General features: G+C 63.7%; 25 protein-coding genes. 20 read left to right on the forward strand and 5 right to left on the reverse strand.

Annotated elements, in window-relative coordinates; all coding sequences use genetic code 11:
* The first annotated feature begins 75 nt into the window (after positions 1 to 75).
* The 4 genes from ACP2YO_RS08890 to ACP2YO_RS08905 all read left to right on the forward strand — a co-directional run bounded on the left by ACP2YO_RS08890 (position 76) and on the right by ACP2YO_RS08905 (position 2561).
* Positions 76 to 738 (forward strand): TetR/AcrR family transcriptional regulator, encoded by a 663-nt coding sequence (locus ACP2YO_RS08890; protein WP_426440520.1) that lies wholly within the window; start codon positions 76 to 78, stop codon positions 736 to 738.
* A 92-nt stretch (positions 739 to 830) separates the two neighbouring features.
* Positions 831 to 1484 (forward strand): dihydrofolate reductase family protein, encoded by a 654-nt coding sequence (locus tag ACP2YO_RS08895; RefSeq protein WP_426440521.1) that lies wholly within the window; start codon positions 831 to 833, stop codon positions 1482 to 1484.
* A 200-nt stretch (positions 1485 to 1684) separates the two neighbouring features.
* Positions 1685 to 2089, forward strand: a complete 405-nt coding sequence (locus tag ACP2YO_RS08900; RefSeq protein ID WP_426440522.1) for an ArsR/SmtB family transcription factor — start codon at positions 1685 to 1687, stop codon at positions 2087 to 2089.
* Positions 2070 to 2561: an SRPBCC family protein gene (locus ACP2YO_RS08905; protein WP_426440523.1), complete on the forward strand. Its 492-nt coding sequence runs from the start codon at positions 2070 to 2072 to the stop codon at positions 2559 to 2561. Before ACP2YO_RS08900 ends, ACP2YO_RS08905 begins: the two co-directional genes overlap by 20 nt.
* Before the next feature lie 45 nt (positions 2562 to 2606).
* On the opposite strand, the gene ACP2YO_RS08910 is transcribed toward ACP2YO_RS08905, so the two are convergent.
* Complete coding sequence (locus tag ACP2YO_RS08910; RefSeq protein WP_426440524.1) at positions 2607 to 3572, reverse strand: 2-hydroxyacid dehydrogenase; 966 nt, start codon at positions 3570 to 3572, stop codon at positions 2607 to 2609.
* 187 nt (positions 3573 to 3759) lie between these two features.
* On the opposite strand from ACP2YO_RS08910, the gene ACP2YO_RS08915 reads away from it, so the two are divergent.
* The 6 genes from ACP2YO_RS08915 (at position 3760) to ACP2YO_RS08940 (ending at position 7934) form a co-directional block, all read left to right on the forward strand.
* Entirely contained in the window at positions 3760 to 4146 is a 387-nt protein-coding gene (locus ACP2YO_RS08915) for a hypothetical protein (protein ID WP_426440525.1), read from the forward strand.
* A 281-nt stretch (positions 4147 to 4427) separates the two neighbouring features.
* Entirely contained in the window at positions 4428 to 4808 is a 381-nt protein-coding gene (locus tag ACP2YO_RS08920) for a YciI family protein (protein ID WP_426440526.1), read from the forward strand.
* On the forward strand, positions 4805 to 6076 hold the full coding sequence (locus ACP2YO_RS08925) for an RNA polymerase sigma factor (protein WP_426440527.1): 1272 nt from the start codon (positions 4805 to 4807) through the stop codon (positions 6074 to 6076). Before ACP2YO_RS08920 ends, ACP2YO_RS08925 begins: the two co-directional genes overlap by 4 nt.
* A gap of 448 nt (positions 6077 to 6524) precedes the next feature.
* On the forward strand, positions 6525 to 6935 hold the full coding sequence (locus ACP2YO_RS08930) for a DoxX family protein (RefSeq protein WP_426440528.1): 411 nt from the start codon (positions 6525 to 6527) through the stop codon (positions 6933 to 6935).
* A 32-nt stretch (positions 6936 to 6967) separates the two neighbouring features.
* Positions 6968 to 7504, forward strand: coding sequence for an SRPBCC family protein (locus ACP2YO_RS08935; protein WP_426440529.1), 537 nt, complete (start codon positions 6968 to 6970; stop codon positions 7502 to 7504).
* A 19-nt stretch (positions 7505 to 7523) separates the two neighbouring features.
* Complete coding sequence (locus tag ACP2YO_RS08940; protein WP_426440530.1) at positions 7524 to 7934, forward strand: VOC family protein; 411 nt, start codon at positions 7524 to 7526, stop codon at positions 7932 to 7934.
* Positions 7935 to 7994: 60 nt separating this feature from the next.
* On the opposite strand, the gene ACP2YO_RS08945 is transcribed toward ACP2YO_RS08940, so the two are convergent.
* The 4 genes from ACP2YO_RS08945 to ACP2YO_RS08960 all read right to left on the reverse strand — a co-directional run bounded on the left by ACP2YO_RS08945 (position 7995) and on the right by ACP2YO_RS08960 (position 11698).
* The gene (locus tag ACP2YO_RS08945; protein WP_426440531.1) at positions 7995 to 8417 is read right to left on the reverse strand and encodes a hypothetical protein; all 423 of its coding nucleotides are present in this window, start codon (positions 8415 to 8417) and stop codon (positions 7995 to 7997) included.
* A gap of 129 nt (positions 8418 to 8546) precedes the next feature.
* Positions 8547 to 8837 (reverse strand): hypothetical protein, encoded by a 291-nt coding sequence (locus tag ACP2YO_RS08950; protein WP_426440532.1) that lies wholly within the window; start codon positions 8835 to 8837, stop codon positions 8547 to 8549.
* Positions 8838 to 9028: 191 nt separating this feature from the next.
* Positions 9029 to 9817, reverse strand: a complete 789-nt coding sequence (locus ACP2YO_RS08955; protein ID WP_426440533.1) for an SDR family NAD(P)-dependent oxidoreductase — start codon at positions 9815 to 9817, stop codon at positions 9029 to 9031.
* A 210-nt stretch (positions 9818 to 10027) separates the two neighbouring features.
* Positions 10028 to 11698: a methyl-accepting chemotaxis protein gene (locus ACP2YO_RS08960; RefSeq protein ID WP_426440534.1), complete on the reverse strand. Its 1671-nt coding sequence runs from the start codon at positions 11696 to 11698 to the stop codon at positions 10028 to 10030.
* Between the two features lie 497 nt (positions 11699 to 12195).
* Here ACP2YO_RS08960 and ACP2YO_RS08965 point away from each other — a divergent pair, with 497 nt between their 5' ends.
* From ACP2YO_RS08965 to ACP2YO_RS09010, 10 genes are all read left to right on the forward strand, one after another.
* Positions 12196 to 12849, forward strand: a complete 654-nt coding sequence (locus ACP2YO_RS08965; protein WP_426440535.1) for a glutathione S-transferase family protein — start codon at positions 12196 to 12198, stop codon at positions 12847 to 12849.
* Between the two features lie 144 nt (positions 12850 to 12993).
* Positions 12994 to 13365 carry a nuclear transport factor 2 family protein gene (locus tag ACP2YO_RS08970; protein WP_426440536.1) on the forward strand — a complete coding sequence of 124 codons (372 nt, stop codon included), beginning with the start codon at positions 12994 to 12996 and terminating at the stop codon, positions 13363 to 13365.
* An 82-nt stretch (positions 13366 to 13447) separates the two neighbouring features.
* Complete coding sequence (locus tag ACP2YO_RS08975; protein ID WP_426440537.1) at positions 13448 to 14656, forward strand: serine hydrolase domain-containing protein; 1209 nt, start codon at positions 13448 to 13450, stop codon at positions 14654 to 14656.
* A 129-nt stretch (positions 14657 to 14785) separates the two neighbouring features.
* Positions 14786 to 15202, forward strand: coding sequence for a YciI family protein (locus ACP2YO_RS08980; RefSeq protein WP_426440538.1), 417 nt, complete (start codon positions 14786 to 14788; stop codon positions 15200 to 15202).
* A 24-nt stretch (positions 15203 to 15226) separates the two neighbouring features.
* Complete coding sequence (locus ACP2YO_RS08985) at positions 15227 to 15652, forward strand: YciI family protein (protein WP_426440539.1); 426 nt, start codon at positions 15227 to 15229, stop codon at positions 15650 to 15652.
* Between the two features lie 60 nt (positions 15653 to 15712).
* The gene (locus ACP2YO_RS08990; protein WP_426440540.1) at positions 15713 to 16081 is read left to right on the forward strand and encodes a YciI family protein; all 369 of its coding nucleotides are present in this window, start codon (positions 15713 to 15715) and stop codon (positions 16079 to 16081) included.
* Positions 16082 to 16202: 121 nt separating this feature from the next.
* Entirely contained in the window at positions 16203 to 16946 is a 744-nt protein-coding gene (locus tag ACP2YO_RS08995) for a TetR/AcrR family transcriptional regulator (RefSeq protein WP_426440541.1), read from the forward strand.
* Between the two features lie 131 nt (positions 16947 to 17077).
* Entirely contained in the window at positions 17078 to 17569 is a 492-nt protein-coding gene (locus tag ACP2YO_RS09000) for a DUF2852 domain-containing protein (RefSeq protein ID WP_426440542.1), read from the forward strand.
* A 398-nt stretch (positions 17570 to 17967) separates the two neighbouring features.
* On the forward strand, positions 17968 to 18141 hold the full coding sequence (locus ACP2YO_RS09005) for a hypothetical protein (RefSeq protein WP_426440543.1): 174 nt from the start codon (positions 17968 to 17970) through the stop codon (positions 18139 to 18141).
* Positions 18142 to 18893: 752 nt separating this feature from the next.
* Entirely contained in the window at positions 18894 to 19934 is a 1041-nt protein-coding gene (locus ACP2YO_RS09010) for an IS110 family transposase (RefSeq protein ID WP_426434447.1), read from the forward strand.
* Positions 19935 to 20091 lie beyond the last annotated feature (157 nt).

Raw genomic sequence — 20091 nt, forward strand, 5'->3', positions numbered from 1 at the left:
GTGCTTGGCGGGGTTTTCCGGCCGGTGTTGATTTTTGTACTGTCCTGTATAACATCGGAGCCGTCAAGGAATTATATGCGAAATGGTACAAAAAATATCAAGCCGCCATCTGGTGCCAAAATCGAGGCGCCGGTGGCGCCGAAGCGGCGCGGGCGGCCGCGCGCCTATGAGCCTGACGTCGCGCTCGGCAGGGCGCTCGATCTCTTCAGGCGCGATGGTTTTGCGGCGACCTCGCTCGACGATCTCAGCGCCGCCACCGGCATGAACCGGCCCAGCCTGTATGGGGCGTTCGGCGACAAGCGCGAGCTCTACATCAAGAGCTACCAGCGTTATCGCGACGATGCGCGCACCGCGATGGTCGAGATTTTTCGCAGCGAAACGCCGCTCAGAGAACGGCTGGCGCGCATCTACACGATCGCGCTCGACATCTATACGGAAGGGGAATCGCCGCGCGGCTGCTTTACGGTGATGACGGCGGCGTCCGAGGCGGTGTCGGATCCCGCGATCCGCGCCATGGTGCTGGAAGGCTTTGTCGAGCTCGACAAGGCGTTCGCCACCTGCTTCCGCCTTGCGAAAGAGCGTGGCGAATTGCCCGACAGCACCGACGCGACCGTGCTGGCGCATCTGGCCTCCGCCACCATCCACACCGTCGCGATCCGCGCGCGTGCCCAGGTGCCGCGCAAGGAACTGGAAGCGATCGTGAAGGGCGCCCTCGACGTGATGTGCGCCCCGAAATAACCGGCCCGCAAAATTTCCCGCGCATCGAATGTCGGCCCTTGGTTGTTCCGGCCGTCTTCCACGCGATGCGTCAATCATGGAAGCGAAATATCATGGGAATAGTCAGGACTTCAGTCTTCACGGTATCGATCGACGGTTTCGCCGCCGCGCCGCGCCAGAGCCTCGAACATCCGTTCGGCGAAGGCGGTCTCGCGTTGCCGGCGGCCTGGTTCTTCGAGACGCGGACCTTCCGCGAGATGACCGGCCAGGACGGCGGCACCACCGGGATGGATGATGAGATCGCACGGAAGTCGATGGCCAACATCGGCGCATGGATCCTCGGGCGCAACATGTTCGGCCCGATCCGCGGTCCATGGCCGGATCAATCCTGGAAAGGCTGGTGGGGCGACAATCCGCCGTACCACACGCCGGTGTTCGTGCTGACGCATCATGCGCGGCCGGACATCGCGATGGAGGGCGGCACGACCTTCCACTTCGTGACCGATGGCATCGTCGCTGCGTTGGAGCGGGCCCGCGAAGCCGCACAAGGCAAGGATATCCGGGTCGGCGGCGGCGCGTCGGTGGTCCGGCAATTCCTTCAAGCGCGCCTGCTCGACGAGCTTCATTTGGTGTTGCCACCGGTCGTGCTGGGCGCAGGCGAGCATTTGTTCTCGGGACTCGACCTGCCGGGTCTCGGATATGCCGTCGTCTCGCATCTCGCCAGTCCGAACGCGACCCACGTCACCTTCGCGCGCAACTCGTCCTAGAGCGTTTTCGAGCGAAGTGGACGCCGGTTCGCGTGAAGAAAACGCGTCAAAACAAGAATCTGGAGCTTCGGTTCTGATTCAATCAGAACCGAAAATGCTCCAGGCCGGTCACCCGTTCCGCTCGGCAAATCGACTGTTGACGCGCGGATCGTTTGGGCGTATTTAACCTAAAGGTTACTTAACCTATGAGCTAAATAAAAATGCCGCCAGACCCCCTGAGTTCAACCTTCGCGGCGCTGGCCGATCCGACGCGGCGGGCGATCCTGGCCCGGCTCGCGCTCGGCGAGACCTCGGTGATGGAACTGGCCAAGCCGTTCGACATGAGCCTGCCGGCGATCTCCAAGCACCTCAAGGTGCTCGAGCATGCCGGCCTGATCTCGCGCGGACGCGAGGCGCAGTGGCGGCCCTGCCGCATCGCGCCTGCGTCGTTCAAGCAGGCCGATGGCTGGCTCGGGAATTTCCGCCGCTTCTGGGATGAGAGCTTCAACCGCCTCGATGGATTGCTCGAGGAGATGAAGGCGGAGGAGGCCGCAAAGGCCTCGCCGCGGACAAAGAACAAAGTCAGCGTAACCAAGGAGAAGCAACGTGGACGCACGCGTGGATAAGAAGCTGAAGATCACGACCCCATCGGATCTTGAATTCGCCATGACCCGCCAGTTCGACGCGCCGCGGCATCTGGTGTTCGACGCCATGACCAAGCCGGAACTTGTCGTTCGCTGGCTCGGCTGCGCCGAGATGTCGATGCCGGTCTGCGAGATCGACCTCCGCGTCGGCGGCGCCTACCGTTTCGTGTTCCGCTCGTCCGAGGGCATCGAGCACGTGCTGACGGGGACCTATCGTGAGGTGGTGCGCCCCGAGCGAGTCGTGTTCGGCGAGACCTTCGCGATGCCCGGCTTCACCAGCGACGAATATCTGGTGACATCGGTCTTCGCGGAAGCGGATGGCAAGACCACGCTGACGACCACCATCAAGCATCCGACCAGGGAAGCCCGCGACGGCCATCTCCATTCCGGCGTCGAGAAGGGCGTCGAGCCCGCTTACGACCGTCTCGCGGAGGTCGTCGCCGCGATGGCGTGAGGCCGGCTTTCCCAACACATCGTCCCGGCCTTCGCCGGGACGACTTCAATACCCCCGCTTGCGATCGACGAGATTTTCGAGTTCGCCGCCGGCCTCGAACCGCGCGATCTGCTGCGCGACGTATTTCGAGATCTCGTCGGCGTCGGTATCGGCGGCGTTGTGCGGGGTCAGCACCACTTTCGGATGGCTCCAGAACGGGCTGCTCTCGGGCAGCGGCTCGGTCTCGTAGACGTCGAGCGAGGCGGCGCCCAGCGTGCCGTCTTCGAGGGCCTGGAGGATGGCGGCCTCGTCCTGCAGGCCGCCGCGGCCGGCATTGATGATCACGGGTGCGCCGAGCGGGCTCTGCCGGTTCAGCTTCGCGAACACATCGCGGTCGAGGAGGTGGCGTGTGTCCGGCGTCAGCGGCAGCAGGCAGACCAGGATGTTGGTCTGGCGCAGGAACGCATCGAACCCATCGGCGCCATCGAAACATGAGACGCCTTCGACCTGCTTCGCGCTGCGGCTCCAGCCGACCACGCGGAAACCCAGCGCACGAAGCGCGCGCGCCGAGGCGGCCCCTAAGGTGCCAAGCCCCATGATGCCGACGGTGATCGCGCCCGCTGCCCACTGGTGTTTCGGCGCCCAGCGCTTCACCCGCTGCGACTCCCGGAGATAAAGCTCCTGCCGGTGATGCATCAGCACGTGCAGAACGACATATTCGGTCATGCGGTCGGTGAGGTCGTCGACCGCGACCCGCACCAGCGGCACGCCGGGCAGCGAACGGTCGGCCATCAGCGCGTCGACGCCGGCGCCGAGATTGAAGATGACGCGCAGATTGCCGAACGCGGCGAGTTCGCTGGGCTTCGGCTTCCAGACCGCAGCATAGTGCACGTCGGCCGGATTGAGCGCCGGGTCGGGCAGCAACACGACCGGCCTGTCACCACAGACGTCGTCGAACCGCGCCTTCCAGCGTGCTGGCGACCAGTTCTCCGTGCCGCCGTTCACCAGCAGCGCAAGCGCGCCCTTAACCATCCAGATACCTCCATTCGATCGCGCTAACGATTCTTCGAAGCGTCATTGCGCTCTATCTCTTTGTTTGAGCATGACCTTCTCTGAAAACCGGTGTCCACTTTTCAGGGTCATGCTCTAGCGTGATCTACATCACGGAACGGATCACGCCGCTCCCCTAGTCTCCTGCCATCAATAGGGGAGAACTTCCATGCGCAAACTGTTCCTGATTTCTGCCTTCGTCCTCGCCTCCGCCACCGCCCATGCCGGCCAGAGCCGCAGCCTCGTGCTGGCCGCCAACGACACGCCCGCCCCGGTCCAGGCGGTCGGGACCGCCAGGCCCGCTGACCCGGAGCCGCAAGCCCAGGCACAGCCTGCACCGGTTCAGGCGCAGCCTGCTCCGGTCCAGCCCGCCGAAGCCCAACCTCAAGTCCAACCTGCACAGGCCCAGGCCGCTCCGGTCGAGCCGCAAGCCGCCCCGGTCGAGACTCCGAAGCACCAGGCTTCCAAGCCGGTGAAGAAGGCTCACGTTCGCCACTATGAGGGCGACGAAGCCAAGGCACGCCGGATCGCCGCCCGCTACGGCGTCTATTGGTAACAACGGCGCCCCGATCGCCGCGGTGATGGTCGAGGTGCCGTCGCCGCGGCTCCGGCGTCAGGCCGTCAAGGTCATCGGATGAAGACGCTCTGCTCACCGTCCTCCGCATCTGCGGGCGTGCACAGCAAGGTCGCGGTTCACGCCTACCGCTATTTCCATCCACCGGCGCTCGTTGTGATCGGTCCGTAATCTTCGAAATTCGCGACCAAAATTTCTTTCGCTCCGCCTGTCGGCAGCGGGCATAATCGTTCGTTCCTGAGATGAACGGAGATGCCTTTTCGATGCTGTACGCCATCCTCTGCTATCATGACGAAGACCTGGTCGGTTCCTGGAGCAAGGAACACGACGCCGAGGTCATGCAGAAACTGACCGTCGTGCAGGACAAGCTCGCCAAGCAGGGCCGCCTCGGCCCGGTGGCGCGGCTGTTGCCGACCACGTCCGCGACCACGCTGCGCAAGGAGGACCCGCCGCTGGTGCTCGACGGTCCGTTCGCCGAGACCAAGGAACAACTGCTCGGCTTCTACCTGATCGACGGCAAGAACCTCGACGAGGTGCTCGACGTCGCGCGCGAGCTCGGCGAGGCCAATCCCGGTGGCACCTATGAGATCCGCCCGGTCGGCTACTTCACTGGCGGGAGTGCCAAGGGGAGTGCCAAGCCGTGACCGATACCGCCTGGATCGATGCCGCACTGACGTCGGCGCGTCCCCAGGCGGTCGGCGCGCTGCTGCGCTATTTCCGCAACCTCGATACCGCCGAGGAGGCATTCCAGAATGCCTGCCTGCGGGCGCTGAAGAACTGGCCGCAGAACGGCCCGCCGCGCGATCCCGCGGCGTGGCTGATCATGGTCGGCCGCAACGTTGCGATCGACGATATCAGGCGCAGCAAGAAGCAGGAGCCGCTGCCCGAGGACGATCAGGCGGTCTCCGACCTCAACGACGCCGAGGACGAGATCGCGGAGCGGCTCGATGGCTCGCATTACCGCGACGACATCCTGCGGCTCCTGTTCATCTGCTGCCACAAGGACCTGCCGGCGACGCAGCAGATCGCGCTCGCCTTGCGTATCGTCTCCGGCCTCACCGTGAAGCAGATCGCACGCGCCTTCCTGGTCTCGGAGGCCGCGATGGAGCAGCGCATCACGCGGGCGAAAGCCCGTGTCGCCGCTGCACAGGTGCCGTTCGAGACCCCGGGCGCGGTCGAGCGCAGCGAGCGGCTCGCTTCCGTTGCCGCGATGATCTACCTGATCTTCAACGAGGGCTATTCGGCGAGCGGCGACACCGCGGAGATCCGCTCGCCGCTGTGCGAGGAGGCGATCCGCCTTGCCCGCCTGCTGCTCCGGCTGTTCCAGAGCGAGGCCGAGATCATGGGGCTGGCCGCGCTGTTGTTGCTGCAGCATGCCCGCGCCGCCGCGCGCTTCGATGCAGAAGGCCAGGTGATCCTGCTTGACGACCAGGATCGCGGCCTGTGGAACGAGAAGCTGATCGCCGAGGGGCTGGCGCTGATCGACAAGGCGATGCGTCACCGCCGGAGCGGGCCGTATCAGATCCAGGCGGCGATCGCAGCCCTGCACGCCCGCGCCGAGAAGCCTGAGGATACCGACTGGACGCAGATCGACCTGCTTTACGGCGCGCTCGAGCTCATGCAGCCGTCACCGGTGGTGACGTTGAACCGGGCGGTCGCGGTCTCCAAGGTGAGGGGGGCTGAAGCTGCACTCGAAATGATCGAGCCCTTGGCGCCGCGGCTCTCCAGCTATTTCCATTATTTCGGCGTGCGCGGCGCTTTCCTGATGCAGCTCGGCCGCAACGACGAGGCCCACGTCGCCTTCGACCGCGCCATCGCGCTCGCCAACACCACCGCCGAAGCCGCCCACATCCGAATGCATATCGACCGCCTGATGCGCGACAGCAAGTCTCGCAACAAGAAGGCGAAGTAGCGTCGCTTGGTCGTGCGTCGTCGAAGGTCAAGTTGAGAAGCTTCCCGTGTGGTACCCCTCTCCCTAACCCTGCCCCGCAAGGGGGGAGGGAACCCTTCCGTCGGTGCCTCCCTCACGCCAGTGCAGGAATATCGTGTGTGCTCATCACCGATCAGTCCTGCGCGGCGTCAAATTCCTTTCCTCGCAAGCCGAAGTGAGGTGAGCACGCTACTTAGGCTCCCTCCCCCCTTGCGGGGGAGGGCGGGGAGAGCGGTAAGCCCCGGGCGAGTTGATCGATGTGTGCGTCGATCTTGCAATCCTGGTCGTGTGTCGTCGGAGTACGCAGGAGCGGGCGCTGTCCCATCGTCACTCGCATCGCGCTCTTGAAAAATCTTCACCGCCTTTGTCGGCCTCGCACCCCGCCGTTCGTCATAGTGACAGAGCATCACCAAGTCTTGCGGAGCCTGCCATGTCGACGATCACCGAGACTGAAGTCTCAAAGCCAGCTCGCATCACCGGCCGCGTCCTGAGCGGCATCGTCATCGTCTTCCTGCTGTTCGACAGCGCGATCAAGCTGGTGCCGTTGGCGGTCGTCACCGAGGGAATGGACAAGATGGGTTACGGCTCGAGCGAGACGCTGGCGCGCAGCCTCGGTATCATCACCATCATCTGCACGCTGCTCTATTCGGTGCCGCCGACCTCCATCCTCGGCGCGATCCTGCTCACCGGCTATCTCGGCGGCGCGATCGCGACCCATGTCCGGGTCGGCAGTCCGCTGTTCACGCACACGCTGTTCGGGGTCTATCTCGGCCTGATGGTATGGGGTGGGTTGTATCTGCGCGACGGCAATTTGCGCGCGCTGTTTCCGTTTCGCCGCTGATCCATCATTGAATTGTAGTCAAGGAGACCAACGTGCTCGAGATCATTGCCATTATCGCCGTCATCCTGGCGATCGCCATTGTGGTCGTCCTGATCCTGGCGGCGACCAAGCCCGATACGTTCCGGGTCGTGCGCGCGATCAGCATCAAGGCGCCGGCGGACCGGATCTTTCCGCTGATCAACAACTTCCACCAATGGGTCGCATGGTCGCCCTATGAGACCAAGGATCCCGCAATGAAGCGCAGCTATGACGGTGCGGCGAGCGGGCAGGGCGCGGTCTATGCGTGGGACGGCAACAAGAATGTCGGCTCCGGCCGCATGGAGATCCTCGATGCGTCAGCGCCGTCGAAGATTGTCATCAAGCTCGATTTTTTCAAGCCGTTCGAGGGCCACAACACCGCCGAGTTCACAATGCTGCCGCAGGGCGATGCGACCAACGTCACATGGACCATGTACGGTCCGGCCGTCTTCATGTCGAAGGTGATGCAGGTGTTCATGAACCTGGATCACATGATCGGCAGGGATTTCGAGGTCGGTCTCGCCAATCTCAAGACGCTGACAGAAAAGTAGTTAACCCAAGGAGCACGCGATGCAGGTCAATCCCTATATTTACTTCGACGGCAATTGCGCAGCTGCGCTGAAGTTCTATCAAAAGGTTCTCGGCGCGAAGATCGAGGCCTCGTTCCCGTTCGGCGAAGGACCGCCCGAGATGCAGATGCCGCCGGAATGGAAGGACAAGATCATGCACGCGAGCATCACGGTCGATGGCGCGGTCATCATGGGGTCCGACGCCCCTCCCGGTCATTTCCAGAAGCCACAGGGCTTTTCGGTCTCGCTGCAGGTCGAGGACCCCGCCGACGCCGAACGCCGGTTCAAGGCGCTCGCCGAAGGCGGCACCGTCACGATGCCGTTCGGCAAGACCTTCTTCTCCAAGGGCTTCGGCATGTGTGTCGACCAGTTCGGTATTCCCTGGATGGTGAACTGCCCGCAGGAGATGTAGGCGACGATTAGCCGCGAGATCGTAGGGTAGGTTACGCTTCGCTAACCCACCCTACGACCCTCATCGGCACCGCGGATAGATCGCCGTGAGTTCGCGGCCGCGCAGCAGCAGGAGGTGCGACGTCAATCCGCCGCGGCGGATGATCCAGCCGCGCACCGGGGCCGGGTAGGCCTCCAGCACCGCTTCGGATGCTTCGGGCTCCGCATAAAAGTGCCCGCGCCGGTCGATCGAGCGCGCGGCGTGGAAGCCGAGTACCGCTCGGCGGGTCACGCAGATGCGGTCGTTCGGCACCATCGAGAGCACCAGCGTGCAGGCCGACAGGCACGGGCCGTCGATCACCACGCGCTCGCCTGACGCGCGCACCTTGTCGAACAATTCGATGAACGGACCGACCTCGCCGCCGGGGCTGGCGAGGATGCGCACCTCGGCCTGGGCGGAAGAAATTGCCGCGCAGAAGGCTGCCGCCGCGACAATTGTCTTCATGAGCGTGTCTTCATGAGCGCAATCCGTGTCGCCGAAATGCGATCAAGGTCCCGCCGCATCCGGCGTCTCAAGGCTTGCGCCGGATTGGGGCATCGTCAAGACCGATGCCCCTTCCGCGATGGCGGAGGCTCACGCCGCCCGGTTCTTGATCGCACCAACGATCGCGGTGAGCACCGCGCCGGCGACGCCGCCGCCGGCGACCTGTCCGACGATGCTGCCGATATCGGGCGTTGCGCCGGAGTTGGCGAGCAGCGGAATCAGCATGCCGAGGAGTTGTCCCCCGGCGCCGCCGCCGATGGCACCCGCAATGGTGTTTCCGAGCGTACCAAGATCGATGTTCTTGGCCGCTCCAGCCGCGACATTGCCGCCGACGGCCCCGCTGATGATTTGAATGATCAGATTGATGAGAACTCCCGACATGACGTGATTCTCCCCGGTGTGGTGCATCAGCACCCGAGCGGTGCCGGACTGGCGCCGCCGCGCGAAGGTTAGGCCGTCAGGGCGCGAAGGTCATGCTGCACGCGCGAAGATTGCGCGAATACAATACGTTTTCGCCGGCCTTGCCGGGTGGGGCGGCACTGGCCGCGGTTCGTTCGTGATGATCGTGCCGGCTAGCCGTTTCGCCGCTGGCCGCGCAGGGTCGGCAGGCCGATGCCGGCGGCATCGAAACCGCCGTCGACGGCGAGGATCTGACCGGTGATGTAGCTGGCGCGGTCCGAGCAGAGGAAGAAGATCGCTTCCGCCAGCTCCTCTTCGAGCCCGTAGCGGTTGAGCGGAATCGCGTCGTGATAGTCGGCGCGGATTTCCGCGGTGTGCACCGCCTTGGCCATCGCGGTTTCGACCGGCCCCGGTGCTACGCCGTTGACGCGAATGCCGAGCGAGGCGAGCTCGACGGCGAGCTGCCTGGTGAGATGCGCGAGGGCGGCCTTGCTGGTGCCGTAGGCCGAGCGCAGCGTCGAGGCCCGCACCGCCGAGATCGAGGTGATGTTGACGATCGCGCCGCCGCCATGCTCGCGCATCAGGGGCGCGGCCGCCTTGGTGCACAGGAACGGGCCGGTGAGGTTGACTGCGAGGATGCGGCTCCAGTCGGCATCGCTGGTCTCCAGCACAGGCGCGAACACGGCAACGCCCGCATTGTTGACGAGGGCGTCGAGCCGGCCGAAGCTTTTGTCGACTGCCGCGATAGCCGCCGCGACGCCGCCGGCATCGGAGACGTCGCAGGTCAGCGCCAGCGTGTTGTCGGGATCGTTGAGCGCTGCGACAGCACCGTGCAGCAATTCCCCCTCGATATCGAGCAGCGCGACGCGCCAGCCGTCGCCGAGAAAGCGCTTTGCGGTCGCGAGCCCAATGCCGCGCGCGGCGCCGGTAACGAGTGCGACCTTGTGTGGGGCAGGGTTCATCGGATGGTCCATGGTTCGGGCAGGCAGGCCCGACCGTCTGCGACCTTTATTCTGACGTGTCAACCGAAGAGGTTTTCCGTCGTGTCCGCGCAACGGCTATGCTGTTGCGGCTCGCAGAGCACGGAACGCGCCTCTCGAAGGATACACGGCCACCAGCCTTGGCCGCGCATCCTTCGAGGTTCGCCCAGCGGTGCTAACTGCACCGCCGACTTATGCGGCGAGCTCGGCGGAGGCGCGCTGCATGTTGGTGGACATGTCCTGCGTCACGATGCTCTGCTCCTCGACCGCAGCGGCGGTCGAGGTGATGTACTCGTTGACGCCGGCGATCGCGGTCTTGATCTCGGTCAGCGAACTGACCACCTCGCCGGCGATGCCGTTCAGCGCGTCGATTTCGGTCGAGATCGTGTCGGTCGCCTGCCTCGCCTGGTTGGCGAGGCTCTTCACTTCGGAGGCGACCACCGCGAAGCCGCGGCCGGCCTCGCCGGCGCGGGCCGATTCGATCGTGGCATTGAGCGCCAGCAGGTTGATCTGCCCGGTGATGTTCGAGATCATCTCGACGATGCCGCTCATCGACTGCGCGGCGCTGTTGAGCTTCTGTGCGTGCCCGTCCGCAGCGTCGACCCGGCCGGAGGCTGCCGACGCATGGTGCTTCGACTTCGTCATGGTCTCCGAGATCTCGCGGATCGAGGCGCTCATCTCCTCGCTGCCGGCGGCGACCGCCTCGATCAGGCCGCGCGCACTCTCGGCCTTCTTGCGGCCGATCGCCTGCGCGGTGATATCGGTGGCGTATTTCACCACCTTGTACGGCTTGCCGTTGAGGTCGAGGATCGGGTTGTAGGAGGCCTGGATCCAGATCTCGCGGCCGCCTTTGGCAATGCGCTTGTATTCGGCGGCCTGGAACTGGCCGCGGCCGAGCGAGGCCCAGAACTCGCGATAGGCGGCCGAGGCCGCGTCCACCGGCTCGACGAACATGCTGTGGTGCTTGCCCTGGATCTCGCCGAGCGAATAGCCTAGTGCACCGAGGAAGTTCGGATTGGCGTTGCGGGTCGTGCCGTCCATGTTGAACTCGATCACGGCCTGCGACTTGCCGATCGCCTCGATCTGGCCGTCGCTGTCGGCGGCCTTCAGTTTCTGCTGCGTGACGTCGGTCGCGAACTTGACGACTTTGAACGGCTTGCCGCTCTCGTCGAGGATCGGGTTGTAGCTGGCCAGGATCCAGATTTCCTTGGCCCCCTTGGCGAGGCGTTTGAATTCACCCGCCTCGAACTCGCCGCGGTTCAGCCGGGTCCAGAACTCGCGATAGGCCACGCTGTCGCGATCGGCCGGCGTCACGAACATGCTGTGGTGCTTGCCCTGGATTTCGGCGAGCGCGTAGCCCATCGCGCCGAGGAAATTCTCGTTGGCGGTGACGATCGTGCCGTCCATGTTGAACTCGATCACCGCCTGCGCCCGGCCGATCGCGGTGATCTTGCCGGCGTCCTCCATGCTGTGGATCTTCTGCGCGGTGATGTCGGTGGCGAATTTCACCACGCCGACCGGCTTGCCGCTCTTGTCCATGATCGGGTTGTAGGAGGCCTGGATCCAGACCTCGCGGCCGCCCTTGGCGACGCGCTTGTACTGCGCGGCCTGGAATTCACCGCGGTTCAGGCTTGCCCAGAACTCGCGGTAGTCCCTGCTGTCGCGATAGGCGGGTTCGACGAACAGGCTGTGATGCTTGCCCTTGATCTCGTCGAGCGTGTAGCCCATCGCATTCAGGAAATTCTGGTTCGCGGTAACGATGGTGCCATCGAGGCGAAATTCGATCACAGCTTGCGACTTGCTGATCGCTGCGGCTTGCGCCAGCGCATTCTGGATCTTCGCCTTGTTGCTGAAAGTAAACATCAGGGCTCCGTGAAGGTTCAATGCGAAAACGGTGTGGGGAAAAAATCGGAAGCAACGCACGGAAAAATTGCAGGGAGCCGTTTAGCATCCGTAAAGCCCGCTTTGCGCACCGTCGCGGGGATATCGATGCGACAAACGCGCTTGCCTGCGCATCTATCTCAATTCGCAAAGTATTTTTTTTGTATGCACGTTATCATCCATAGGCCGCATGCGAGATCCACCGTAGTCATACGGGCGCAAATGCATCGCTTTCATTTCGCGCTGGCGGCTCCGCAGTCGTGTGAATTGATAGACGTATTACGAAGCGTGATGGCGCCATAAGTCTTCGCTTAACGATCGGATGATTCGACCGACGTCTTCAGCGCGCAGACGGTCAACGGTTGGCACCGCTGTCGCACCCGTCGCACGGTCTGAGCGATCAAATAATATCCGCGCGATGTGTCGGGACATCCGCTTCGGGTTCGTCCTGTGGCCGCTAACAAAAAACAGGAACGCCAATGTCCCTCGCACTGCACTATCACCCGCTGTCCTCCTACTGTTGGAAGGCGCTGGTCGCACTTTACGAGAACGATACTCCCTTCAAGCCCAATCGGGTCAATCTCGGCGATCCGGCCGAGCGCGCCGCGCTGCGGGCGCTGTGGCCGCTCGGCAAGTTTCCCGTCCTCAGCGACGACTCGCGCGGCGAGACGGTGCCGGAATCAACCACCATCATCGAATATCTTGACCGGCACTATCCCGGCACCACCAAGTTCCTGCCTGTGGATTTCGATCTCGCGCTCAGGACGCGGCTGCGCGATCGCTTCCTCGATCTCTACGTCCACATGCCGATGCAGAAGATCGTCGGCGACCGGCTTCGCCCGGCCGACAACAAGGACCGGCATGGCGTGGCCGAAGCGCGGGTGCTGCTCCGCACCTCCTACGCGATGCTCGAGCCGCAGGTCGCTCACGGCGGCTGGATGATGGGCGAGGGCTTCACGCTGGCCGACTGCGCTGCCGCGCCGGCTCTGTTCTACGGCAACATGCTCGAGCCGTTCGGCGACAAGCTGCCGCATCTGACGGCCTATCTCGAACGGCTCAAGAGCCGGCCCGCCTTCGCGCGCGTCCTCGAGGAGGCCGAGCCCTATTTCGGCATGATGCCCAAGGAGGGCTGAGGTCCGTCCCATCCCTGGGTCGCACCCGCAAAAAATATCAAGCGGATTGTCTTGTTTCGGTGTTCCCGTTCGTCTTCCACCTGAGGCGCGCGATCGAGAGGCTGTTCCCTCCGGATCGCGCCGGTCCAGGCGTGTGGAGAGGATATGGCTGCAGCTGGCAACAAGGCGGAGATCATCCGCGCGATCTTCGCCGCTTATTTGGCGAACGACCGCGAGGCGGTCGCGCAGGCGTTTGCGGAGGATTTCCGCTTCAACACGCCGTATGGCGAGAACATCGACAAGCCGAGCTATTTCGAGCAGTGCTGGCGGGATAGCGACTGGATCGGCCGCCACGAGATCGAGCGGATCATGGTCGAGGGGCCGGAGGCCTTCGTCACCTATCGCTGCGTCGCCAAAGACGGCAAGTGTTTTCGCAACACCGAGTTCTTCGTGTTCGACGGCGACAAGGTGAAGCGCGTCGACGTCTATTTCGGCCCGTCGCACCACGACGGCACGCTCGTCAAACAGGAGCGATAAACCTTCGCCGGCGATGTCGAGCGCGCGGTCGCCCGATCGTCGTCATCAACAAGCGTGATCATATCTGCAAGGAAATCCGAACATGCCTGGCACAAGTGAGAACGGCGGCCTGTCGCACCGGCGACTCGGGCGCATGCACGAGGTGCTGGGGCGCCACGTCGCCGAGGGCGTCGTGCCCGGCCTCGTGGCGCTGGTCAGCCGCCACGGCGAGATTCATGCCGGCGCGATCGGCAACATGGCGGTCGGCGGCCCGCCGATGCAGCACGACACGATTTTCCGCATCACGTCGATGACCAAGCCGGTGACCGCAGTTGCGGCCATGATCCTGGTCGAGGAATGCCGGCTCAGGCTGGATGAGCCGGTCGATCGCTGGCTGCCCGAACTCGCCGACCGCAGGGTGTTGCGCAGCATCGAGTCCGAGATCGGCGACACGGTGCCGGCGAAGCGCGCAATCACGCTGCGCGACCTGCTGACCTTCCGCCTCGGGCTCGGCATGATCCCGGTGTTTCCATCGCGCTACTCGATCCAGATGGCGATGGCGGATGCCGGCTTCGCGCCCGGCCCGGTGTTTCCGTCGTTTCCGCCGGACGAGTTGATGCGCCGCTACGGCACGCTGCCGCTCGCCTATCAGCCCGGCGAGCGCTGGCTCTACAACACCGGCACCGAGATCCTCGGCGTGTTGATCGCGCGCGTTGCCGGAATGTCGCTGGCGAATTTCTTGCAGGAGCGCATCTTCGTGCCGCTCGGCATGAAGGACACGGCGTTTTACGTGCCGCCGTTCAAGCGCGAGCGGTTCGCAACCTGCTATGCGGGCGATCACGCGACCGGCGGCCTGAAGGTGTTCGACGATCCCGCCGCGGGCAAATATGCCTCGCCGCCGGTGTTCGAGAACGGCAGTGCGGGGCTGGTGTCGACCGCGGACGACTTCAACGCGTTCGCGCAGATGCTGCTCAATGGCGGGCGGCTCGGCACCGAGCGCATCCTGTCGCGGCCGTCGGTGGAACTGATGACCTCGGACCAGCTTGCACCGGAACAAAAGCAGGGTTCCGAACTGTTCCTCGGCGCGTCGCGGGGCTGGGGTTTCGGGCTGTCGGTGTTCACCCGGCGCGACGATCTCTACCACGTGCCCGGCCGCTACGGCTGGGACGGCGGCTACGGCACGTCCTGGTATTCCGACCCGCGCGAGACGATGACCGGAATCCTGCTGACCCAGCGCATGACGGATTCGCCGCAGTCGCTTGCGATGTTCACGGATTTCTGGACATCGGCGTATCAGGCGATCGATGACTAATGAGAGGCCTGCGTCAATGACCTCTGAAATAATTTCCGAAGCCGTGTCGGTGCTGCAAAAACCCCTTCGTCTTTCAACCGAGCGCTGACGCCGAAGACCGGTCGCAGCAAGACACAACGGAGCAGGACGATGAAATTCATGGTGATCGTGAAGGCAAGCAAGGATACCGAAGCCGGAATCATGCCGAGCACGGAAATGCTGGCCGCAATGGGCAAATTCAACGCGGAGATGGTCAAGGCCGGCATGATGCAGGCGGGCGAGGGATTGCACCCGACGGCGAAGGGCGCGCGCGTCAAATACACCGGCGGACAGAGTTCGGTGACGCGCGGTCCGTTCAGTCTCTCAAACGATCTCGTCGCGGGCTTCTGGCTGATCGAGACCAAATCGCTGGATGACGCCATCGACTGGATGAAGCGTGCGCCGTTCGACGGCGGCTCCGAGATCGAAATCCGCCAGGTGTTCTCGGCCGACGATTTCGGCGATGCATTGACCCCCGAGCTGCGCGAGCAGGAAGAGCGCCTGCGCGCAAAGGCCGCGAAGAAGTGACGCGAAACCAAAGGAAACAACACAATGCGTTTCATGATGCTGATGATCCCGCTCGGTTACGAGAGCGCACCGGCCAAGCTCGATCTCGACCCCGAGCGCGTCGCCGCGATGATGCGATACAATCAGGCGCTGAAAGATGCCGGCGTGCTGATCACGCTTGAAGGCCTGCATCCGCCCGCGACAGGCGCGCGCGTTTCGTTCGCGTCGGGCCAGCCGGTTGTTACTGACGGTCCGTTCACCGAGGCCAAGGAAGTGATCGGCGGCTTCTGGATGATCGACGTCGCCTCACGCGCGGATGCGATCGAATGGGCGAGGCAGTGCCCGGCGTCGGCGAGCGAAATCATCGAGATCCGCCAGGTGCAGGAGATGGCGGACTTCTCGGAGGAGGTGCAACAGGCCGCCGCGACCTTCGAACATCCGCAAGGCGGCTGGGGCAACGCGCTTCGCTAAAAAGGCACTTCGCTAAACCACCAATCGACCATCAACCCATCAACCACAATGGAGCAGCAGATGAGCACCACCAACACATTCCTCGCGGTCTATCTCGGCGGCGGCAAGGACGGCGCGCGCATGGCGGCCTGGAACGCGATGCCGGAGGCTGAGCGCAAAGCCAAGGAGCAGCAGGGCATGGCCGCCTGGGGCGCCTGGGTCCAGAAGCACCACGACGTCATCGTCGAGATGGGCGGCCCGCTTGGCAAGACCACAAAGGTCGACGGGAAGGGAGTAGCCGACGTCACCAATCTGATGACCGGCTTCACGGTGGTGCGCGCGCCCTCGCAGGAGGCGGCCGCAAAGCTGTTCGAGAACCACCCGCATTTCGCGATTTTCCCCGGCGAGGCGATCGAGATCATGCCGGTACTGCCGATCCCGGGCCGTTAGTGCCCGGGCCGCTAGTGCCCCGGGCCGGTAGGCCGCGATCCCCAAGGCGAGCGATCCGTTAACCCCGGTTAACGGTGCTTTGTAGTGACCTTTCGCGCCGGCTCATGTAAAGACCGTTCACATGAGCTGGCGCAAGGACAAGGACGAAGGCCGCGCCGAGCGCGGCTATCATCACGGCAATCTGAAAGAGGCGTTGCTGCAGGCCGCCCTCGACCTGATCTCGAAGAAGGGGCCGGCCGGCTTTACCTTCGCCGATGCCGCGCGCATGGCCGGGGTCAGCCCCGCGGCGCCCTACCGGCATTTCCGCGACCGCGACGAACTGATCGCCAGCATCGCGCAGCGCGGCTTCGAGCAGTTCGAAGCGCTGCTGACGCAAGCCTGGGACGACGGCCGTCCCGACACCGTCACGGCGTTCGAGCGTGTCGGCAAGGCCTACTTGGCGTTCGCCCGCGAGGAGCCCGCCTTCTATTCCGCGATGTTCGAATCCGGCCTGCCTGCCGATGCGAATCCAACGCTGATGGCTGCAAGCGAGCGCGCTTTTGCGATCATCCGCGCCGCCGCCGAGCGGCTCGCGGCGCTGGCGCCGCCCGGCATGACGCGGCCGCCGGCGATGATGATGGCGCTGCACATCTGGTCCATGTCGCATGGCGTGGCCTCGCTGTTCGGCCGCGGCGACGCGGCGCGCAGGAAGCTGCCGATGTCGCCGGAGGACCTGCTTGAGGCCGAAGTGCTGATCTATCTGCGCGGCCTCGGCTTCCGGACCGATCGCAAGCCCGGAGCCGCGGCCTCCGACGAGAAGCCGGCGGGTGCTTCTTCAGGTCCGTCTTCAGGTCCGTCTTCAGGTCCTTGGGGCAAGCCGAAATAAGGTTCAAAGGTATCTGCAAAAAATAATTGGAGGGGTGCGTCATCCGCTCCGCTTGACTTTCCCAAGGGCTCGGCTATCTATGTAAATGTTATTTACATTCACAACGGCGTGATGCCGTGATGGAGAAGGAAATGGCCTACACCGCAGATGTCAATCGCTGGCGCGGCCCGACAGAAGACCAGTACCGCCCGCCGATGTTCATGGCGCCGTGGCATCCCCTGAAGATCGCACTCGTCATCCTCGGCTTCATGATCTGGTGGCCGATCGGTCTCGCACTTCTCTTTTTCACACTCGGGAGCAGAAGAATGGCCTGTTGGAGTCACAACGATCAGGATCGCTGGGCGAACAAGATGGAGCGCATGCAATACAAGATGGAGCGGATGAAGAGCCACATGGAACGCCGTGGCTTCCCGTTCGGCGGCTTCGGCTCGCCCACGAGCGGCAACCGCGCCTTCGACGAATACCGCACGGACACGCTGCGCCGGCTCGAGGAAGAGCAGGTCGAGTTCAAGAACTTCCTCGATCGCCTGCGTCACGCCAAGGACAAGGAAGAATTCGACGCCTTCATGTCGCAGCACAAGCCGCGTCCGACCCCGCCAAACGACCAGCCGCCGCAGGGCTGAGCCGCAAGGCACCAAGAGCTAGCCTTCAGGTGATGTGCCCCCATAGAACCTGAACGGCTCCGAACCGCCCGTTTGCGAACAGCAAGCGGGCGGTTTGCTTTTTGAGGGATCACAGATAGTCGATCGTCTGGCCTGTTTCGGCGTAGCCGTAGACGCGGAATCCGGCGTCAAGCGTTGGAGCGAGACAGAAGGTTCGCGCGAGCGGTGTTGCTAAATCGTGAGGTGAGCACTTTGGTCGGGCTTCCTCCCCCGCAAGGGGGGAGGGAGCCCAGTCAGCATGCTCACCTCACAACGCAACTCCGCGCGAGACCTTCGAAGCGGAACCCGAACCCGATCGCAGCTTGCCTCTACAAAGACTCGTTCGCGCGCGCAATCGCCGCCGAACCGATGAGGCCGTTATGGATGTCTTGACCAAATGCCTGCTTGGGGTGACCGCGGTTGCCGTCCTCGGCTATTTCGCCATGATCTACGGCGGCTGCGCGCTGGATGCGCGATGCCATCTGCGCTCTTGCTATGCGCACAGAACCTGCGGCGTGGTCTACGACACCGACACGGCAACGAAGGCGCAGTGAAACGCCTGACAGTTTCAGGTGGCGCGATAGCGTGGACCGGTTCATGGCTGCTTTATCGGCCAGGATTATGCGCCCTACATCTGATTTGCCCGACGGCGCAAGCCCTCGCATTAAAAATATTTCTATTTATCAGAAGGGCAACTCAGTGTATGAATCCCTCGTCCCACCCGATCGAGGGGCGAGCGCACGTCACGAACGCGCGGTGGGATGCGGTGGACGCCAAGGTGCATGAGACGAACGCACCGAAGCGGACGGCGAAGTCGTGTGGTCCTGACGCTGCAATGCAGGCGGAAAGTCCGTGAGAAGCTGATGCTTCTCAGGGGCGACGGTGGCAAAAATGCGCTCACCGGGGAGAGCACGAAGGAAACCGTAACATCATCGCGCAGGGAAAGCCGGCGTTCCCGGTTACACCTGTGGTCCTACCCCGGTGCTTTCTGTTGCACCGGGCCCATGGGTGCGATCGGCACCCGGCTTTCCCTGCGCCCTCTACAAGATGAGAGGGCAAACGAAATGCAAAGCTCGGGCAATTCATGTCGCGGGAACGCGGATGTATGTCTGACAAGCATCGCAACATATTCAGTGTCGTCCCTGCGAAAGCAGGGACCCATAGCCACGAATGCCAATTAGTTTGCGGCGCTGGGGCCACAGCTCGTTTCAACGACCTAACCCTGTGGTTGATGGTGTGGACGGCCCCCTACGGCATCAGTGTGCCAGAATGAGGTTGTTGCAAATCTCAGACAAGGGAGCCGTCCGTGAGAGAGATTATCCGCATTGGAATGGATACGTCGAAGTATATTTTTGTGCTGCATGGGGTTGATGCGGCGGAACAGCCTGTGTTGCGCAAGAAGCTTGCGCGCAAGCAGGTGCTGGAGTTCTTCGCCAAGTTGCCGCCGACCGTGATCGGGATGGAGGCCTGCGGGGCCTCGCACCATTGGGCACGGGAGCTTCGCAAGCTGGGCCACGAGGTGAAGTTGATGGCGCCGCAATTGGTGAAGCCCTATGTGTCGCGGAACAAGAACGACGGTCGGGATGCGGAGGCGCTGTGTGAAGCGATGAGCCGGCCGAGCATGCGGTTCGTGCCGGTCAAGACGGTCGAGCAGCAGGCCGCGCTGATGCTGACGGGTGTCCGCGCTGGATTGATCGCCCGGCGCACCCAGCTCGGCAATATGATCCGCGGCCATGCGGCGGAGTTTGGCCTGATCGGGGCCCAAGGGACCGACAAGATCGAGCCGCTGCTGGCGCGGATTGCGCAGGACGAGACGCTTCCTGCCCTGGCACGCGAGCTGTTTACGGTGCTGGGCCGCGACTACACCAGACTCGTGGGCGAGCTGCAGGAGATCGAAGCCAGATTGATGGCCTGGCACCGCTCCGACGCCGTGGGCCGGCGTCTGGCGCAGATCCCTTCTGTCGGGCCGATCGTTGCAACGACGCTCGTGATGAAGACACCCGATCCCCATGCTTTCCGCTCCGGCCGTCACTTCGCAGCCTGGCTCGGCCTCACCCCCCAGGATCACTCCACCGCCGGCAAAACCAGGCTTGGCAAGATCACGCGGGCGGGCGACGAGGACCTGCGCCGCCTGCTGGTGATCGGGGCAACGGCGGTCATCCAGCAGGCCAGACGCGGGCGCGGCCATCACTCGCGCTGGCTGCTGGCCCTGATCAAGCGCAAGCCACCGAAGCTTGCCGCCGTGGCGCTCGCCAACAAGGTGGCCCGCATCGCCTGGAAGCTGATGGCGACCGGCGAGAGTTATGACGCCGCACGGATCAATGCCACCGCGGCAGTCGCCGTCTAACAGATTGGCCGGCTGGCGGGCTCGCTCGTCAGCCGACCCGGAGCTGCAGGAGCAGATGGAGCGATCGATCGAGCAACGATGCGAGACAGTCCGTGGGACCCATCGGCCGTCAACAGGCCGCGTGGTTGTTTGGAACTCGCATCGCGCAAACCATCTT

The sequence above is a fragment of the Bradyrhizobium genosp. P genome (genome assembly GCF_049949265.1).
Taxonomy (GTDB): domain Bacteria; phylum Pseudomonadota; class Alphaproteobacteria; order Rhizobiales; family Xanthobacteraceae; genus Bradyrhizobium.

Coding starts and splice junctions, on each gene's coding strand:
- ACP2YO_RS08945 (WP_426440531.1), bottom strand. CDS start 8,417: ATGAAGACAATTGTCGCGGCGGCAGCCTTCTGCGCGGCAATTTCTTCC.
- ACP2YO_RS08995 (WP_426440541.1), top strand. CDS start 16,203: ATGAGCTGGCGCAAGGACAAGGACGAAGGCCGCGCCGAGCGCGGCTAT.
- ACP2YO_RS08915 (WP_426440525.1), top strand. CDS start 3,760: ATGCGCAAACTGTTCCTGATTTCTGCCTTCGTCCTCGCCTCCGCCACC.
- ACP2YO_RS08980 (WP_426440538.1), top strand. CDS start 14,786: ATGAAATTCATGGTGATCGTGAAGGCAAGCAAGGATACCGAAGCCGGA.
- ACP2YO_RS08985 (WP_426440539.1), top strand. CDS start 15,227: ATGCGTTTCATGATGCTGATGATCCCGCTCGGTTACGAGAGCGCACCG.
- ACP2YO_RS08950 (WP_426440532.1), bottom strand. CDS start 8,837: ATGTCGGGAGTTCTCATCAATCTGATCATTCAAATCATCAGCGGGGCC.
- ACP2YO_RS09000 (WP_426440542.1), top strand. CDS start 17,078: ATGGCCTACACCGCAGATGTCAATCGCTGGCGCGGCCCGACAGAAGAC.
- ACP2YO_RS08900 (WP_426440522.1), top strand. CDS start 1,685: ATGCCGCCAGACCCCCTGAGTTCAACCTTCGCGGCGCTGGCCGATCCG.
- ACP2YO_RS08910 (WP_426440524.1), bottom strand. CDS start 3,572: ATGGTTAAGGGCGCGCTTGCGCTGCTGGTGAACGGCGGCACGGAGAAC.
- ACP2YO_RS08955 (WP_426440533.1), bottom strand. CDS start 9,817: ATGAACCCTGCCCCACACAAGGTCGCACTCGTTACCGGCGCCGCGCGC.
- ACP2YO_RS09005 (WP_426440543.1), top strand. CDS start 17,968: ATGGATGTCTTGACCAAATGCCTGCTTGGGGTGACCGCGGTTGCCGTC.
- ACP2YO_RS08930 (WP_426440528.1), top strand. CDS start 6,525: ATGTCGACGATCACCGAGACTGAAGTCTCAAAGCCAGCTCGCATCACC.
- ACP2YO_RS08960 (WP_426440534.1), bottom strand. CDS start 11,698: ATGTTTACTTTCAGCAACAAGGCGAAGATCCAGAATGCGCTGGCGCAA.
- ACP2YO_RS08970 (WP_426440536.1), top strand. CDS start 12,994: ATGGCTGCAGCTGGCAACAAGGCGGAGATCATCCGCGCGATCTTCGCC.
- ACP2YO_RS08940 (WP_426440530.1), top strand. CDS start 7,524: ATGCAGGTCAATCCCTATATTTACTTCGACGGCAATTGCGCAGCTGCG.
- ACP2YO_RS08920 (WP_426440526.1), top strand. CDS start 4,428: ATGCTGTACGCCATCCTCTGCTATCATGACGAAGACCTGGTCGGTTCC.
- ACP2YO_RS08895 (WP_426440521.1), top strand. CDS start 831: ATGGGAATAGTCAGGACTTCAGTCTTCACGGTATCGATCGACGGTTTC.
- ACP2YO_RS08890 (WP_426440520.1), top strand. CDS start 76: ATGCGAAATGGTACAAAAAATATCAAGCCGCCATCTGGTGCCAAAATC.
- ACP2YO_RS08990 (WP_426440540.1), top strand. CDS start 15,713: ATGAGCACCACCAACACATTCCTCGCGGTCTATCTCGGCGGCGGCAAG.
- ACP2YO_RS08965 (WP_426440535.1), top strand. CDS start 12,196: ATGTCCCTCGCACTGCACTATCACCCGCTGTCCTCCTACTGTTGGAAG.
- ACP2YO_RS08975 (WP_426440537.1), top strand. CDS start 13,448: ATGCCTGGCACAAGTGAGAACGGCGGCCTGTCGCACCGGCGACTCGGG.